The organism is Janthinobacterium sp. TB1-E2 (assembly GCF_036885605.1).
GTDB lineage: Bacteria > Pseudomonadota > Gammaproteobacteria > Burkholderiales > Burkholderiaceae_D > Janthinobacterium > Janthinobacterium aestuarii.
Genome location: NZ_CP142523.1, coordinates 4,705,338 through 4,719,020 on the forward strand (window position 1 = coordinate 4,705,338; position 13,683 = coordinate 4,719,020).

Annotated in this window: 12 protein-coding genes; 1 reads left to right on the forward strand and 11 read right to left on the reverse strand. The window is 59.9% G+C overall.

Features of this window, described 5'->3' with window-relative positions; genetic code table 11:
- Window positions 1-117: 117 nt before the first annotated feature.
- Window positions 118-2,235, reverse strand: coding sequence for a polyribonucleotide nucleotidyltransferase (gene pnp, locus OPV09_RS21160; RefSeq protein WP_338679308.1), 2,118 nt, complete (start codon window positions 2,233-2,235; stop codon window positions 118-120).
- 220 nt (window positions 2,236-2,455) lie between these two features.
- Window positions 2,456-2,725: a 30S ribosomal protein S15 gene (rpsO, locus tag OPV09_RS21165; protein ID WP_010399743.1), complete on the reverse strand. Its 270-nt coding sequence runs from the start codon at window positions 2,723-2,725 to the stop codon at window positions 2,456-2,458.
- A 185-nt stretch (window positions 2,726-2,910) separates the two neighbouring features.
- Here rpsO and bamE point away from each other — a divergent pair, with 185 nt between their 5' ends.
- Window positions 2,911-3,408 (forward strand): outer membrane protein assembly factor BamE domain-containing protein, encoded by a 498-nt coding sequence (bamE, locus tag OPV09_RS21170; protein WP_034750022.1) that lies wholly within the window; start codon window positions 2,911-2,913, stop codon window positions 3,406-3,408.
- A gap of 11 nt (window positions 3,409-3,419) precedes the next feature.
- Here bamE and OPV09_RS21175 read toward each other — a convergent pair whose 3' ends face one another.
- The 9 genes from OPV09_RS21175 to OPV09_RS21215 all read right to left on the reverse strand — a co-directional run bounded on the left by OPV09_RS21175 (window position 3,420) and on the right by OPV09_RS21215 (window position 13,319).
- Complete coding sequence (locus OPV09_RS21175) at window positions 3,420-4,964, reverse strand: 2-isopropylmalate synthase (protein WP_319992883.1); 1,545 nt, start codon at window positions 4,962-4,964, stop codon at window positions 3,420-3,422.
- Between the two features lie 48 nt (window positions 4,965-5,012).
- The gene (pssA, locus tag OPV09_RS21180) at window positions 5,013-5,864 is read right to left on the reverse strand and encodes a CDP-diacylglycerol--serine O-phosphatidyltransferase (RefSeq protein ID WP_034750030.1); all 852 of its coding nucleotides are present in this window, start codon (window positions 5,862-5,864) and stop codon (window positions 5,013-5,015) included.
- A gap of 157 nt (window positions 5,865-6,021) precedes the next feature.
- The gene (locus OPV09_RS21185) at window positions 6,022-6,777 is read right to left on the reverse strand and encodes an SIMPL domain-containing protein (RefSeq protein ID WP_338679309.1); all 756 of its coding nucleotides are present in this window, start codon (window positions 6,775-6,777) and stop codon (window positions 6,022-6,024) included.
- Between the two features lie 101 nt (window positions 6,778-6,878).
- The gene (locus tag OPV09_RS21190) at window positions 6,879-7,634 is read right to left on the reverse strand and encodes an SIMPL domain-containing protein (protein WP_034750034.1); all 756 of its coding nucleotides are present in this window, start codon (window positions 7,632-7,634) and stop codon (window positions 6,879-6,881) included.
- A gap of 217 nt (window positions 7,635-7,851) precedes the next feature.
- Window positions 7,852-9,090 carry an MFS transporter gene (locus OPV09_RS21195; protein WP_338679310.1) on the reverse strand — a complete coding sequence of 413 codons (1,239 nt, stop codon included), beginning with the start codon at window positions 9,088-9,090 and terminating at the stop codon, window positions 7,852-7,854.
- A 192-nt stretch (window positions 9,091-9,282) separates the two neighbouring features.
- Window positions 9,283-9,693, reverse strand: coding sequence for a hypothetical protein (locus OPV09_RS21200; RefSeq protein WP_070302213.1), 411 nt, complete (start codon window positions 9,691-9,693; stop codon window positions 9,283-9,285).
- Between the two features lie 309 nt (window positions 9,694-10,002).
- Window positions 10,003-11,019: a ketol-acid reductoisomerase gene (gene ilvC, locus OPV09_RS21205; RefSeq protein WP_034750044.1), complete on the reverse strand. Its 1,017-nt coding sequence runs from the start codon at window positions 11,017-11,019 to the stop codon at window positions 10,003-10,005.
- Between the two features lie 75 nt (window positions 11,020-11,094).
- Entirely contained in the window at window positions 11,095-11,586 is a 492-nt protein-coding gene (gene ilvN / locus OPV09_RS21210) for an acetolactate synthase small subunit (protein WP_010399754.1), read from the reverse strand.
- Between the two features lie 2 nt (window positions 11,587-11,588).
- Window positions 11,589-13,319 (reverse strand): acetolactate synthase 3 catalytic subunit, encoded by a 1,731-nt coding sequence (locus OPV09_RS21215; protein WP_051991041.1) that lies wholly within the window; start codon window positions 13,317-13,319, stop codon window positions 11,589-11,591.
- Window positions 13,320-13,683 lie beyond the last annotated feature (364 nt).

Here is a 13,683-nt window from a genome sequence, read left to right on the forward strand (position 1 = left end):
AAATTGGCGCCCGCCTTCGATACAGCGCAAACGCAGCGCAAAAAAAACCGCCAGGGCTTGCGCGCTGGCGGTGTTGATCATGCGGCCGGGGCCGCAGTCAGGCGAATCTGAAGGAAATTAAGCGGCTGGCGCTTCGTTGCCTTCAGCAGCTTTCATCGACAGTTTCAGACGGCCGCGGTCGTCCGTTTCCAGAACCTTGACGCGAACCAGCTGGCCTTCTTTCAGGTAGTCGGCCACGGCGTTGACGCGCTCGTTGGCGATCTGCGAGATGTGCAGCAAGCCGTCCTTGCCTGGCATGACTTGGACGATGGCGCCGAAGTCCAGCAGTTTCAGCACGGTGCCTTCGTAGGTCTTGCCCACTTCGACGGAAGCGGTCAGTTCTTCGATGCGGCGCTTGGCTTCCTGGCCGGCAGCAGCGTCAACGGAAGCGATGGTGACCACGCCTTCGTCGCTGATGTCGATCTGGGTGCCCGTCTCTTCGGTCAGCGCACGGATCACGGCGCCGCCCTTGCCGATCACGTCACGGATTTTTTCCGGGTTGATCTTGATGGTGATCAGACGCGGTGCGAAATCGGACAGTTCGGTTTTGACGTGCGGCATGGCTTTTTGCATTTCGCCCAGGATGTGCTCGCGGCCTTCCTTGGCTTGCGCCAGTGCCACTTGCATGATTTCCTTGGTGATGCCCATGATCTTGATGTCCATCTGCAGCGCCGTGATACCGTTGCGGGTACCGGCTACCTTGAAGTCCATGTCGCCCAGGTGATCTTCGTCGCCCAGGATGTCGGACAGCACGGCAAACTTGCCGCCTTCCTTGATCAGGCCCATGGCGATACCGGCCACGTGTTCTTTCATCGGCACGCCGGCGTCCATCAGTGCCAGGCAGCCGCCGCAGACGGAAGCCATCGACGAGGAACCGTTCGATTCCGTGATTTCCGATACCAGACGCACCGAGTAGCTGAACTCTTCAGCTGCTGGCAGGGCGGCGATCAGCGCGCGCTTGGCCAGGCGGCCGTGGCCGATTTCGCGGCGCTTAGGCGTACCGACACGGCCCGTTTCGCCGGTGGCGAACGGAGGCATGTTGTAATGCAGCATGAACGAATCGGTGAACTCGCCCATCAGCGCATCGATCTTCTGGCTGTCGCGGGCGGTGCCCAAAGTTGCCACGACCAGCGCTTGCGTTTCGCCGCGCGTGAACAGGGCCGAACCGTGGGTGCGTGGCAGCACGCTGGTGCGGATCGAGATCGGACGCACGGTGCGCGTGTCGCGGCCGTCGATGCGTGGCTCGCCGTCGAGGATTTGCGTACGCACGATTTTCGCTTCGATGTCGAACAGGATGTTGTTCACTTCAGCGCTGTCGATAGCCGCGCCGCCGGTGGCAGCCACTTCAGCCGACAGGTCGGCGATCACTTCCGACGTCGCCGCTTTCAGCTTGGCCGTACGCTCTTGCTTGTCCTTGGTTTGATACGCGTCATTGATCTTGGCGTTGGCGAAATGCGCGACGCGGGCGATCAGTGCTTCGTTTTTCGGCGCAGGCGCCCATTCGACTTCCGGCTTGCCGCCGTCACGCACCAGGTCGTGAATCGCGTCGATGACGACTTTCATCTGGTCGTGGCCGAAGACCACGGCGCCCAGCATGATTTCTTCGGACAGCTGTTTCGCTTCCGATTCGACCATCAGCACGGCCGTTTCGGTACCGGCGACAACCAGGTCCATTTCCGACGTTTTCAGTTGCTGGACGGTCGGGTTCAGGATGTACTGGCCATTCGCGTAACCGACGCGCGCGGCGCCGATAGGACCGTTGAAAGGCACGCCCGATACGCACAGGGCAGCCGATGCGCCGATCATGGCGGCGATGTCCGGATCGATTTCAGGGTTGACCGACAACACGTGAATGATGACTTGCACTTCATTCAGGTAGCCTTCCGGGAACAGCGGACGGATAGGACGGTCGATCAGACGGGAGGTCAGTGTTTCTTTTTCGGAAGGACGGCCTTCGCGCTTGAAAAAACCGCCCGGGATTTTACCGGCAGCATAGGTTTTCTCGACATAATCAACCGTCAAAGGGAAGAAATCCTGGCCTGGTTTGGCATCTTTGCGTGCCACTACCGTTGCCAGAACGACGGTATCTTCGATCGACACCAGCACTGCGCCGGATGCCTGACGTGCGATTTCGCCGGTTTCCAGGGTCACTTGATGTTGACCGTACTGGAAGGTTTTCGTAACTTTGTTAAACATGGGGTATCCCTTTTCTAATTGCCGACAGATTTTCAGGGGCTGTCGTTCACCTCACCACAGGCGGCGAAAACTTCGTTGCCGCCTTTACTACTTTACTTTTAAAACATGATATCGGTAGAGAATACTGTACTTCTCGACATAAATCCGGAATTCAAATGACAAAATGCCCGCGTCAGCGAACTGGCGCAGGCATTTCTGTATAAACCTTGTACGGCAAAAATTACTTGCGCAGACCAAGTTTAGCGATCAGGTCGCGATAACGGGTAGCGTCTTTAGCCTTCAGGTAGGACAACAGGCTCTTACGACGGTTGACCATCATGATCAGGCCGCGGCGGGAGTGGTGATCTTTCGAGTGGGCTTTGAAGTGGCCGTTCAGTTCGTTGATGCGAGCTGTCAGCAGTGCAACTTGCACTTCAGGGGAGCCGGTGTCGTTTTGACCACGTGCGTTGTCCGCGATGATAGCGGCTTTGTTGATGTTTTCTACTGTCATGATAAACCTTTCACATGCGGTGCACAGAGTCTGAACCCTATCCACCGTGAACTACGATTATTAAAATACTGGCCTATGCTTCCAACCAGACGCGCAAGTATATCGGAAAAATGCCCGCCTGTATCCTGCCGTGCGCGCTTTTCTCGGTGCATGATAGGGTTTTCCTGCATTTCAGGAGGTCAAACATGAAAAAACTGCTCAAATCAGCAACACCGCTGCTGTTTGCCGCGCTGGCCGGCTGCGCCAGCTGGAACGTCCCGCCGCCCCAGCCGGGCGAGCCGCGCGCCGCCGTGGAAGCGCGCCTGGGCCGGCCAACGAATATCTACCAGCTACCCACGGGTCCCGAACTCGAATACGCGACGGGACCGTACGGCCAGTACACGTATATGGCCCGTTTCGGCCCCGACGACAGGTTGATTTCCTACGAGCAAGTGCTCGACACGCCAGGCTTTGCCCGCATCAAGGTGGGCGTGTCGACTCAGCAAGACGTGCTGCACACCTTGGGCCGCCCGACGGAAACCTCGTATCTGTCGCTGCCGAAACTGCACGTCTGGTCCTACCGCTACAAGGAATCGGGCGTGTGGGATTCCATGATGCACGTGCACTTCGACCACGACGGCATCGTGCGCATGATGATGAACGGGCCCGATCCAGCCAAGGAAGAGCGGCGGTTTTTCTGGTAGTTAGCGCCCCCTCACGGTTGCGGGTCGATGCGCTCGTCTTTCGCATGCAGTTTGTTTAAGGCCGACAAATACGCCTTGGCCGACGCGACGATGATGTCCGGATCGGCGCCCACGCCGTTGACGATGCGCCCGTCGCGCGACAGGCGCATCGTGACTTCACCCTGCGACTGCGTGCCCGTGCTGATGGCATTGACGGAGAACAGGACCAGCTCGGCGCCGCTGGCGGCCGCGCTTTCGATGGCGTTGACGGTCGCGTCGACGGGGCCATCGCCCTGCCCTTCGCAGCTGCGCTGCTCACCGCCGACGAGAAACTCCACGCGCGCATGGGGCACGGCGCCCGTCGTCGACTGCTGCGTCAGCGCAACAAAACGGTAGTGCTCACTCTCCTGCGCCTGCTGCTCCTCGCTGACGAGGGCCATGATGTCTTCGTCGAAAATCTCGGATTTCCTGTCGGCCAGTTCCTTGAAGCGCAGGAAGGCCGCGTTGACTTCCGCTTCCGATTCCAGAGAAATGCCCAGCTCCTGCAGCCGCTGCTTGAAGGCATTGCGCCCCGACAGTTTGCCGAGCACGATCTTGTTGGCCGTCCAGCCCACGTCTTCGGCGCGCATGATTTCATACGTCTCGCGCGCTTTCAAGATGCCGTCCTGGTGGATGCCGGACGCGTGCGCAAAAGCGTTCGCGCCGACGACGGCCTTGTTCGGCTGCACGGCAAAGCCCGTGATCTGCGACACCATTTTGGACGCCGCCACGATCTGCGTCGTATCGATGCCCACCGTCAGGTTGTAATAGGCGGCGCGCGTGCGCAGCGCCATCACCACTTCTTCCAGCGCCGTATTGCCGGCCCGCTCGCCAAGACCATTGACCGTGCACTCGATCTGCCGCGCGCCGCCTATCATGACGCCGGCCAGCGAGTTGGCCACAGCCAGGCCCAGGTCGTTATGGCAATGGACGGACCAGATGGCCTTGTCGGAGTTCGGTATGCGTTCGCGCAAGCGCTTGATGGTCGCGCCGAAGATTTCGGGCACAGCGTAGCCGACCGTGTCGGGAAAATTGATGGTGGTGGCGCCCTCGGCGATCACGCCCTCGAGCACACGGCAAAGGAAATCTTCGTCGGAGCGGCTGCCGTCTTCGGGGCTGAATTCGATGTCGTCAGTGAACTGGCGCGCAAAGCGCACGGCATTTTGCGCCTGCGTCAGCACTTGCTCTGGCGTCATGCGCAGCTTCATCTGCATGTGCAGGGGCGACGTGGCGATAAAGGTGTGGATGCGCTTGCGCTCGGCTGGCGCCAGCGCCTCGGCGGCGCGGGCGATGTCGCGGTCGTTGGCACGCGACAGCGAGCAGATGGTGGACTCGCGCACGGCGCCGGCAATCGCCCGTATCGACTCGAAGTCGCCCTGCGAGGCGGCGGCGAAGCCCGCCTCGATCACATCGACCTTCATGCGCTCGAGCTGCTTGGCGATGCGCAGCTTTTCCTCGCGCGTCATGGAGGCGCCCGGCGATTGCTCGCCGTCGCGCAAGGTGGTGTCAAAAATGATGAGTCGGTTGCTGGTGGTCATGGCTGCTCCTGGCTGGCTGAAGACTGGCGACGCTACCGACTCGCCGCATTAATGCTCGGGGTCGGTCTGGATGATGCTGACGGGCTTGCCCTTCGCCATGCGCCAGAAAAACACGGCGTAGCCGGACAGGCCATACACGACGAAAATCGGGAACAGCACCTTCGGCGGATCGATGGAAATGAGCGCGAAGAACAATGCCAGCAGGAATACCACGATAAAAGGCACGGACTTGCGGAAATTCACATCCTTGAAACTGTAGAACGGCACGTTGGTGACCATGGTCAGGCCGGAAAACAGGGCGATCGTCCACGATACCCAGGCCAGCTGGTTGCCGGCAAATTCCAGGTCGTTCATCAGCAGGATGAAGCCGGCCACCATGGCCGCCGCCGCCGGGCTGGGCAAGCCCTGGAAGAAGCGTTTGTCGACCACGGCGATATTCGTGTTGAAACGGGCCAGGCGCAAGGCGGCACCGGCGCAATACACGAAGGCGGCCAGCCAGCCCAGTTTGCCCATGCCGCGCAGCGACCATTCGTAGATCACCAGCGCCGGCGCGGCGCCAAACGACACCATGTCCGACAGGCTGTCGTACTGGGCGCCGAATTCGCTCTGCGTATTTGTCAGGCGGGCGATGCGGCCATCGAGGCCGTCGAGGATCATGGCGATGAAGATGGCCCAGGCCGCGTGCTCGAATTTCTGGTTCATGGCCATGACGATGGCGTAAAAGCCGCAAAACAGGGCTGCCGTCGTGAAGGCATTCGGCAACAGATAGATGCCGCGGCGGCGCAAGGTTTTCTTGCCAGTGCCATCGCTCACCGGCTGGCGCGCGAATTTGCTGAAGCGGGACGCTTTGGATACTGCGGGAGTGCCGTTCTTGCCTCTACGACGGGGGAAGTTTGCCATGTTGTTCCATATCTTGTGTACTGCGGGGGAATCGGTGCCAGATGGCAGGCGCATGACTGTCACGGCATGCACCCGCCGGTGTTGTCATTATAGAGGAGCCACCGCCAAAGAAAAGCGCGGCGGCGTCAAGCTGGCAATATTGATCCCTGTTCAAGCCTTATTTGAACTTGACCTTGGCCACCAGACCCATGTTCAGGGTCGTTTCGCCCGGCTCGAAGCTCGGTTCGGCCACCTGGTTGCCGCCATAGCCCATGGCATCGGCACTCATGGCGCGCGCGCCGGCCACGTTGGCGCGCTGCGCGTAGTTGCCCGAACCTTCGAAATCGATGGTATCGACCACGGCGTCACTGACATTGCGGCCCATGGCGCCGGCGATGGCGGCCACGCGCTCGTTGAGGTTCTTGTAGGCGGCGGCAATGCGCTGGTCGTCGAGCTTGCGGATGGTGGCGGGCGCCAGGCCGAAGTTCAGGCGGTTCAGGGTCAGCACGCCTTGCGCAGCCGACACGGTTTTCGGCAAGGCGGCCAGGTTGGTCGTCGTTACCTGCAGATACTGGCCTACTCGCCAGCCGGTCGGCACTCTGGGTTTGGCGGCGACACCAGGCGGCAATGGCGCCGTTTCAGGATACACGGCATACGTGTAATAGCCCTGGGTTTTCAGCACGGCTTGCGGATCGGCTTTCTTGACGATGGCCGCGCCCTGGTTCATCTTCTGGTTCACGCGCGAGGCGGCGGCGGCCTTGTCCTTGTCCTGCTCTTCGACGGCCAGGGTAACGGTCACCTGATCGTTCGCATGCACCACTTCGCCGTTGGCGGGCACCACGACGAGAGTGCCGGAGGTGGGCAAGGTCTGGGCTTGTGCGCTCAGGGCAACGGTAGCGGCGGCGGCAGCCAGCAGTGATTTCATGACGGTCATGGGGTTCTCCTGGAAAATATGGGGGCAAAAACGACCATGGGGCCAACAGCCCCATGATTTTTAAAACAGTCTAACGCGAAAATGTTTCCGCGCTAACGCGCTTACTTGAACTTGACCTTGCCGACGACGCGCATATCGAGCGTCGTTTCGCCCGGCTCGAAGCTCGGTTCGGCGACGGCACTGTCTTCGCTCATTTTGGCGCTGCGCATCATCATCGGTGCGGCGGCAGAGCGGTTTTCCGTGACGTAATTGCCCGAACCTTCGAAGTCCACCGTATCGAGCACGGCGTCGGAAACGTTGCGGCCCATGGCCTTGGCGATGGCGGCCACGCGCTCATTCAGGTTTTTATAGGTGGCGGCGATGCGCTGGTCGTCCAGCAAACGGATGGTTTCCGGCTTCAGACCGAAATTCAAGCCATTCAGGGTCAGCACGCCTTGCGCCGCCGACACGGTCTTTGGCAGCGACGCCAGATTGGCCGTCGTCACTTCCAGGTACTGGCCAACACGCCATGCCGTTGGCAAACGCGGCTTGGCGACGGCGCCAGCCGGCAATGGGCGCTCTTCCGGATACACGGGATAGGTGTAGTAGCCATACGATTTCAGTGCCGCCGACGGGTCGGCCTGCTTGACGATGGCGATACCCTTGTTCATCTTCTGATTGACACGCGACGCGGCCGCGGCTTTATCCTTGTCCTGTTCTTCGACGGCCAGGGTAGCGACCACCTGGTCATTGACATGCTTGACTTCGCCAAACGCGGGGACGACCACCAGAGTGCCGGAAGTCGGCAGGGATTGCGCTTGCGCGCTCAGGGCAACGGTGGCTGCGGCGGCAACAAGGACGGATTTCATCACGGTCATGGGGGTACTCCTAGGTAGTTAATGTGGCTGACAGCCAGCGAACGGGGCGCTTTTGGCACCCCTTTCGCTTGAGAAACTTGTCAAACTGTGTAGATTCTAACGCCTCATTCATTCCCGTGGCGCAAATTAACAAATCGTCACAAAATGCGCTTGCCAGTCACATCTGCTCACATTTCAATACACTGCCATTGAAAAAAACAATGTTATTAATGACTTATCAGTGGCCGACCACCGCGCCGCCGCTGCGCCGGCCCGGCTTGAAACTGTGACGGTGCGCGCGCCAGGCAATGGTCAATGCCACCATCAGCAAGGCCAGCATGGCCCACGGGAACGAAGCCGCACCATAGCCGTCGAGCAGCAAGCCGCCCGCCAGGCCGCCGCCCGCGATGGCCACGTTCCAGATGGTCGCCACCATGGCTTGCGCCACATCCATGCCGTCGCCGGCCGCGTCCGCCGATGCCGTCTGCAGCAAGGTGCCGGCGCCGCCAAAGGTGACGCCCCAGATGGCCATGCTGACATAGATGACGATGGGGGAGTCCATCGCCAGGCCCAGCGCCACCATCACGAGAGCCAAGGCGGCGATGCAGCCCAGCACGAGCGGACGCAGCCAGCGGTCGATCAGCTGGCTGACCAGCCAGATGCCGGCCAAGGAACCCACGCCATACACAAGCAGCACCAGATCGACGCGGGGACGCAAGCCGGACGGCGCCAGGAACGGCGCGATGTAGGTATACAGAATGTTATGCGCCAGCATCCAGGCGACGATCACCGCCAGAATCGGCCGCACGCCCGGCGTCATGAATACCTGGCGGATCGACAGGCGCTCGCCATTCTTTTGCCCAGGATAATCGGGCACGGCCAGCAGCACCCACGCGACCAGCACCACAGCCAGCCCCGACATGATGCCGAAGATGCTGCGCCAGCCCAGCACGCCGCCCATCAGGGTGCCCAGCGGCACGCCCAGGGACAGGGCCAGCGGCGTGCCGATCATGGCAATGGCCATCGCCCTGCCCTGCTGTTCGACGGACACCATGCGGCGCGCGTAGCCGGCCATCAAGCCCCAGGCCAGCCCGGCGGCCATGCCCGTGACGAAGCGCGAGACCAGGGCGACCATATAGTTGGGCGACAGCGCCGTCGCCGTATTGAAGATCAAAAAGCCGATGATGGCCAGCAGCAAGACATTGCGCCGGCGCCAGCCGCTCGTCAGCGCTGTCAGGGGAATGGCCGTCAGGATGGAACCGATGGCGTAGACGGTGACCAGCTGGCCCGTCATGACTTCGGAAATACCGAGGTCGCGGGCAATCTGCGGCAGCAAGCCGGCGGGCAAGGTTTCCGACAGGAGGGCGAGAAACGCCGTCATGGCCAGGGCCAGCAAGGCCAAGACGGGAAGCCGTTCGGAAATGGAAGATTCGGCAGTGCCCGGCATGGGTACTGTTGCGGTAGTGCGGTCGGTCATAGGGGTCCTTCAGGTTGCCAAGCGGCTGATCAATTGGCGCCTGGCGTGCTACAAAAGCGGTGATGCGCGTTGCGGTCGGCAGATACCGAAACAGATGCAGCCCACAGGGAACTGCAAAGGAAGGGCGGAATTATATAGGAATATAAAAAGACAGGAGGCGGGCGAAAAACGTGCGCGCCAAAACAACCGCGCTCAAGCTGGCGTCATGCAGGCATCATTGGCCGCCTTGCGTGGCGAAAACCAGGCATTCGATTTCGGACTGTACAGGAAGGCGCAGATGACGGCGAACGTCAGCGCGCCAGGCAGGACATTCATCTTGAGCGGCACGGTCGCCAGGCTGAGCGCAATGTCGATCACGCCCCACACCAGATACACAGTGCGCGCACCACGCTGCCTTTGCAGCATGGCCAGCGCGGCCACCAGAGTAATGCCCAGGCTAGCGAGCAAGATCGCGTATTGCGCCTCGGCGGGAATCGCGCTGTGCGCCATCCACGCCTGCATGGCGGGATCGTTGCGGCCGAGGTAAGCCGACACCAGCGATGACAGAGAACCGATGACCAGAAACCAGCAACTGATGGCAAGCGAGACGGGGCGCTTGACCACATGAAGATTCCCGACAAAAACTTTAGAAAAAACAAGCATGATGCTGACGGTAAGATTGAATGGGCCTGATTGTAACGGATGTTGCCTGCCAAACGATGCGCATAAAAAAAGCCGGCTTGCGCCGGCTTCTTGTGATGCACTACAACTGCCTAAGTAACCCCCAATAAATTATTGTGATTTCTGACTTCCATAACCGGCGCTCTGCGGCGTTGCCCGCTGCTAGCAGTGCTCGCACTGCGTCGCAGCGGGCGCCTTGCATAGCATCCGGTTCTGTTCGTCATAATTTCACAATAATTTCCTGAGGATTACTTAGTTTTTCGACTGGTCAACCATCTTGTTCTTGGCGATCCAAGGCATCATGGCGCGCAGTTTCGCACCCACTTCTTCGATCTGGTGCTCGGACGTCAAACGGCGGCGCGAGATCAGGGTCGGTGCGCCTGCCTTGTTTTCCAGGATGAAGCTCTTCGCGTATTCGCCCGTTTGAATGTCTTTCAGGCATTGACGCATCGCATCCTTGGTGGCCGACGTCACGACCTTAGGACCGGTCACGTATTCGCCGTATTCGGCGTTGTTCGAGATCGAGTAGTTCATGTTGGCGATGCCGCCTTCATAGATCAGGTCGACGATCAGTTTCAATTCGTGCAAGCACTCGAAGTACGCCATTTCAGGAGCGTAGCCCGCTTCCGTCAGGGTTTCGAAGCCGGCCTTGATCAGTTCCACGGCGCCGCCGCACAGCACGGCTTGTTCGCCGAACAAGTCCGTTTCGGTTTCTTCACGGAAGTTCGTTTCGATGATGCCGGCACGGCCGCCGCCGTTGGCCGATGCGTACGACAGGGCGATATCGCGGGCGATGCCCGATTTGTCCTGGTACACGGCGATCAGATGCGGTACGCCGCCGCCCTGGGTGTAGGTGGCGCGCACGGTGTGGCCTGGCGCTTTCGGCGCGACCATGATCACGTCCAGGTCGGCGCGTGGCACGACTTGGCCGTAATGCACGTTGAAGCCGTGGGCGAAGGCCAGCACGGCGCCTTGCTTGGCGAACGGAGCGATGTTTTCGTTGTAGACCTGGGCGATGTTTTCATCTGGCAGCAAGATCATGATGACGTCGGCCGCTTTCACGGCGTCATTGACTTCCGCTACTTTCAGGCCCGCTTGCTCGACCTTGGTCCACGAAGCGCCGCCCTTGCGCAGGCCGACGGTGACGTTGACGCCCGAATCGTTCAGGTTTTGCGCGTGTGCATGGCCTTGCGAACCGTAGCCGATGATGGCAACGTTTTTGCCTTTGATCAAGGAGAGGTCAGCGTCTTTGTCGTAAAAAACTTTCATGGTATTTCCTATATATTTGATGATGCGTTGTTGTTTTAAATGCGGCGCCAGGGCCGCTTAGTACTACTAGTCTTTTTATACTTTGAGGATGCGTTCGCCGCGGCCGATGCCGGAACCGCCCGTACGGACGGTTTCCAGGATGGCGGCACGGTCGATCGAATCGATGAACGCGTCGAGCTTGACCTTGTTGCCGGTCAGTTCGATCGTGTACGTCTTTTCGGTGACATCGATGATGCGGCCACGGAAGATATCGGCGGTGCGCTTCATTTCCTCGCGCTCCTTGCCCACGGCCCGAACCTTGATCAGCATCAACTCGCGTTCAATATGCTGGCCTTCGGTCAGGTCCACCACCTTGACCACCTCGATGAGGCGGTTCAAGTGCTTGGTGATCTGCTCGATGATGTCGTCCGAACCGCTGGTGACGATGGTCATGCGCGACAGGGTCGAGTCTTCCGTCGGCGCCACCGTCAATGTTTCGATGTTGTAGCCGCGTGCCGAGAACAGGCCTACCACGCGCGACAGGGCGCCCGCTTCGTTTTCCAGCAAGACAGAAATAATATGGCGCATGATTAGAGATCCTCCGAACCGAGCATCATTTCGGACAGGCCCTTGCCGGCTTTCACCATTGGCCACACGTTTTCGGACTGGTCGGTAATGAAGTTCATGAATACCAGCCTGTCTTTCATGCCAAACGCCTCTTTCAGGGCGCCGTCGACGTCGCCCGGTTTTTCAATTTTCATGCCCACGTGGCCGTACGCTTCCGCCAGCTTTTCGAAATCGGGCAGCGAATCCATGTACGACTCGGAATAGCGCGAACCGTAATCGATTTCCTGCCACTGGCGCACCATGCCGAGGAAGCGGTTGTTGAGCATGATGATCTTCGGCGTCAGGTGATACTGCTTGCACGTGGCGAGCTCCTGGATGCACATCTGGATCGAACCTTCACCCGTGATGCAGGCAACGGTGGCGTCCGGATTGGCCATCTGCACGCCCATGGCGTACGGCAAGCCGACACCCATGGTGCCCAGGCCACCGGAATTGATCCAGCGGCGCGGCTTGTCGAAGCCATAGTATTGCGCCGCCCACATCTGGTGCTGGCCCACGTCGGACGTGATGAAGGCGTCGCCCTTGGTGATCTGGAACACCTTTTCCACCACCGATTGCGGCTTGATCACCAGGTCGGAGGTCGGATATTTCAGGCATTCGCGGCCACGCCATTCGGCGATCTGCTTCCACCAGTTGCTCAAGGCATTGACGTTCGGCTTGGCTTCGGCCGCGTCCAGTTGCGCGAGGAACTCGATCAGCACGTCCTTGACGTTGCCGACGATGGGGATATCGACCTTGACGCGCTTGGAAATCGACGATGGATCGATGTCCACGTGGATGATCTTGCGCGGATGCGAGGCGAAATGTTTCGGGTTGCCGATCACGCGGTCATCGAAACGGGCGCCGATGGCGATCAGGACGTCGCAGTTCTGCATCGCCATGTTCGCTTCATAGGTGCCGTGCATGCCGGGCATGCCGACATACTGCTCGCTCGAGGCGCGGTAGCCGCCCAAGCCCATCAAGGTGTTGGTGCACGGGAAACCCAGGCGGTCGACCAGCTTGTTCAGCTCAGGAGCCGCATGCGCGAGAATCACGCCGCCGCCCGTGTAGATCATCGGACGTTCGGCTTGCAGCAACAGCTGCACGGCCTTGCGGATCTGGCCCGAGTGGCCCTTGTCGACGGGACGATAGGAACGCATCTCGACTTCCTTCGGATAGTCGAAATGGCATTTGTGCATGCTGATATCCTTGGGGATATCGACCAGCACGGGTCCCGGACGGCCGGTACGGGCGATGAAGAAGGCTTTCTTGATCGTCGCTGCCAGGTCCTTGACGTCCTTGACGAGGAAGTTGTGCTTGACGACGGGGCGCGTGATGCCGACCGTGTCGCATTCCTGGAACGCATCCTGTCCGATGGCGTGGCTCGGCACCTGGCCGGAGATCACGACCATGGGAATCGAGTCCATGTACGCGGTGGACAGGCCCGTGACGGCATTCGTGACGCCCGGACCGGACGTGACGATGGCGACACCGACTTTGTTCGAGCTGCGCGAATAGGCATCGGCGGCGTGGATCGCGGCCTGCTCGTGGCGTACCAGGATATGCTGGAATTTGTTTTGCTGGAAGATGGCGTCGTAGATGTAGAGTACGGCTCCGCCCGGGTATCCAAAGACGTGCTCGACGCCCTCTTCAGCCAGACAGCGCACGACAATTTCTGCGCCGGTAATGGGTCCTGCTGCTGCTTCGGTATTCATGAAACATTCCTTTCAAGGTCCATTGGAGATTGATCGGATGTTCTTTCCTGACGAAGTTCGCCGTGCGCGACAGTGCTCCTGCTTCCCTTTTCATGCGGTCACGACATTTCTTTGGGCACCCATAGATACCTTACAAAACAACGCTTAACGCAACTCGTTTGGCCGGAGTTTCTGTGGCGCCTGTACGAACCGCTCGCGCTTGTGGCGCGGGTTAGAACAAACTGCCTACAAATGAAAGCGCGTCTTGCCGCGGATGGCCTTGTGTGCCGGTCGCGACCTGACCATAGGGCTTTGGGGTGTTCAAAGCGTCCCATACGTTATCGCGTTGCACCATTATGGTCAAGGAAAATGTCAGCCGAAAGGC

Excerpts from the sequence above, each read along its gene's own strand:
- pnp (WP_338679308.1), bottom strand. The coding sequence starts at position 2,235 with ATGTTTAACAAAGTTACGAAAACCTTCCAGTACGGTCAACATCAAGTG.
- rpsO (WP_010399743.1), bottom strand. The coding sequence starts at position 2,725 with ATGACAGTAGAAAACATCAACAAAGCCGCTATCATCGCGGACAACGCA.
- bamE (WP_034750022.1), top strand. The coding sequence starts at position 2,911 with ATGAAAAAACTGCTCAAATCAGCAACACCGCTGCTGTTTGCCGCGCTG.
- OPV09_RS21175 (WP_319992883.1), bottom strand. The coding sequence starts at position 4,964 with ATGACCACCAGCAACCGACTCATCATTTTTGACACCACCTTGCGCGAC.
- pssA (WP_034750030.1), bottom strand. The coding sequence starts at position 5,864 with ATGGCAAACTTCCCCCGTCGTAGAGGCAAGAACGGCACTCCCGCAGTA.
- OPV09_RS21185 (WP_338679309.1), bottom strand. The coding sequence starts at position 6,777 with ATGACCGTCATGAAATCACTGCTGGCTGCCGCCGCCGCTACCGTTGCC.
- OPV09_RS21190 (WP_034750034.1), bottom strand. The coding sequence starts at position 7,634 with ATGACCGTGATGAAATCCGTCCTTGTTGCCGCCGCAGCCACCGTTGCC.
- OPV09_RS21195 (WP_338679310.1), bottom strand. The coding sequence starts at position 9,090 with ATGACCGACCGCACTACCGCAACAGTACCCATGCCGGGCACTGCCGAA.
- ilvC (WP_034750044.1), bottom strand. The coding sequence starts at position 11,019 with ATGAAAGTTTTTTACGACAAAGACGCTGACCTCTCCTTGATCAAAGGC.
- ilvN (WP_010399754.1), bottom strand. The coding sequence starts at position 11,586 with ATGCGCCATATTATTTCTGTCTTGCTGGAAAACGAAGCGGGCGCCCTG.
- OPV09_RS21215 (WP_051991041.1), bottom strand. The coding sequence starts at position 13,319 with ATGAATACCGAAGCAGCAGCAGGACCCATTACCGGCGCAGAAATTGTC.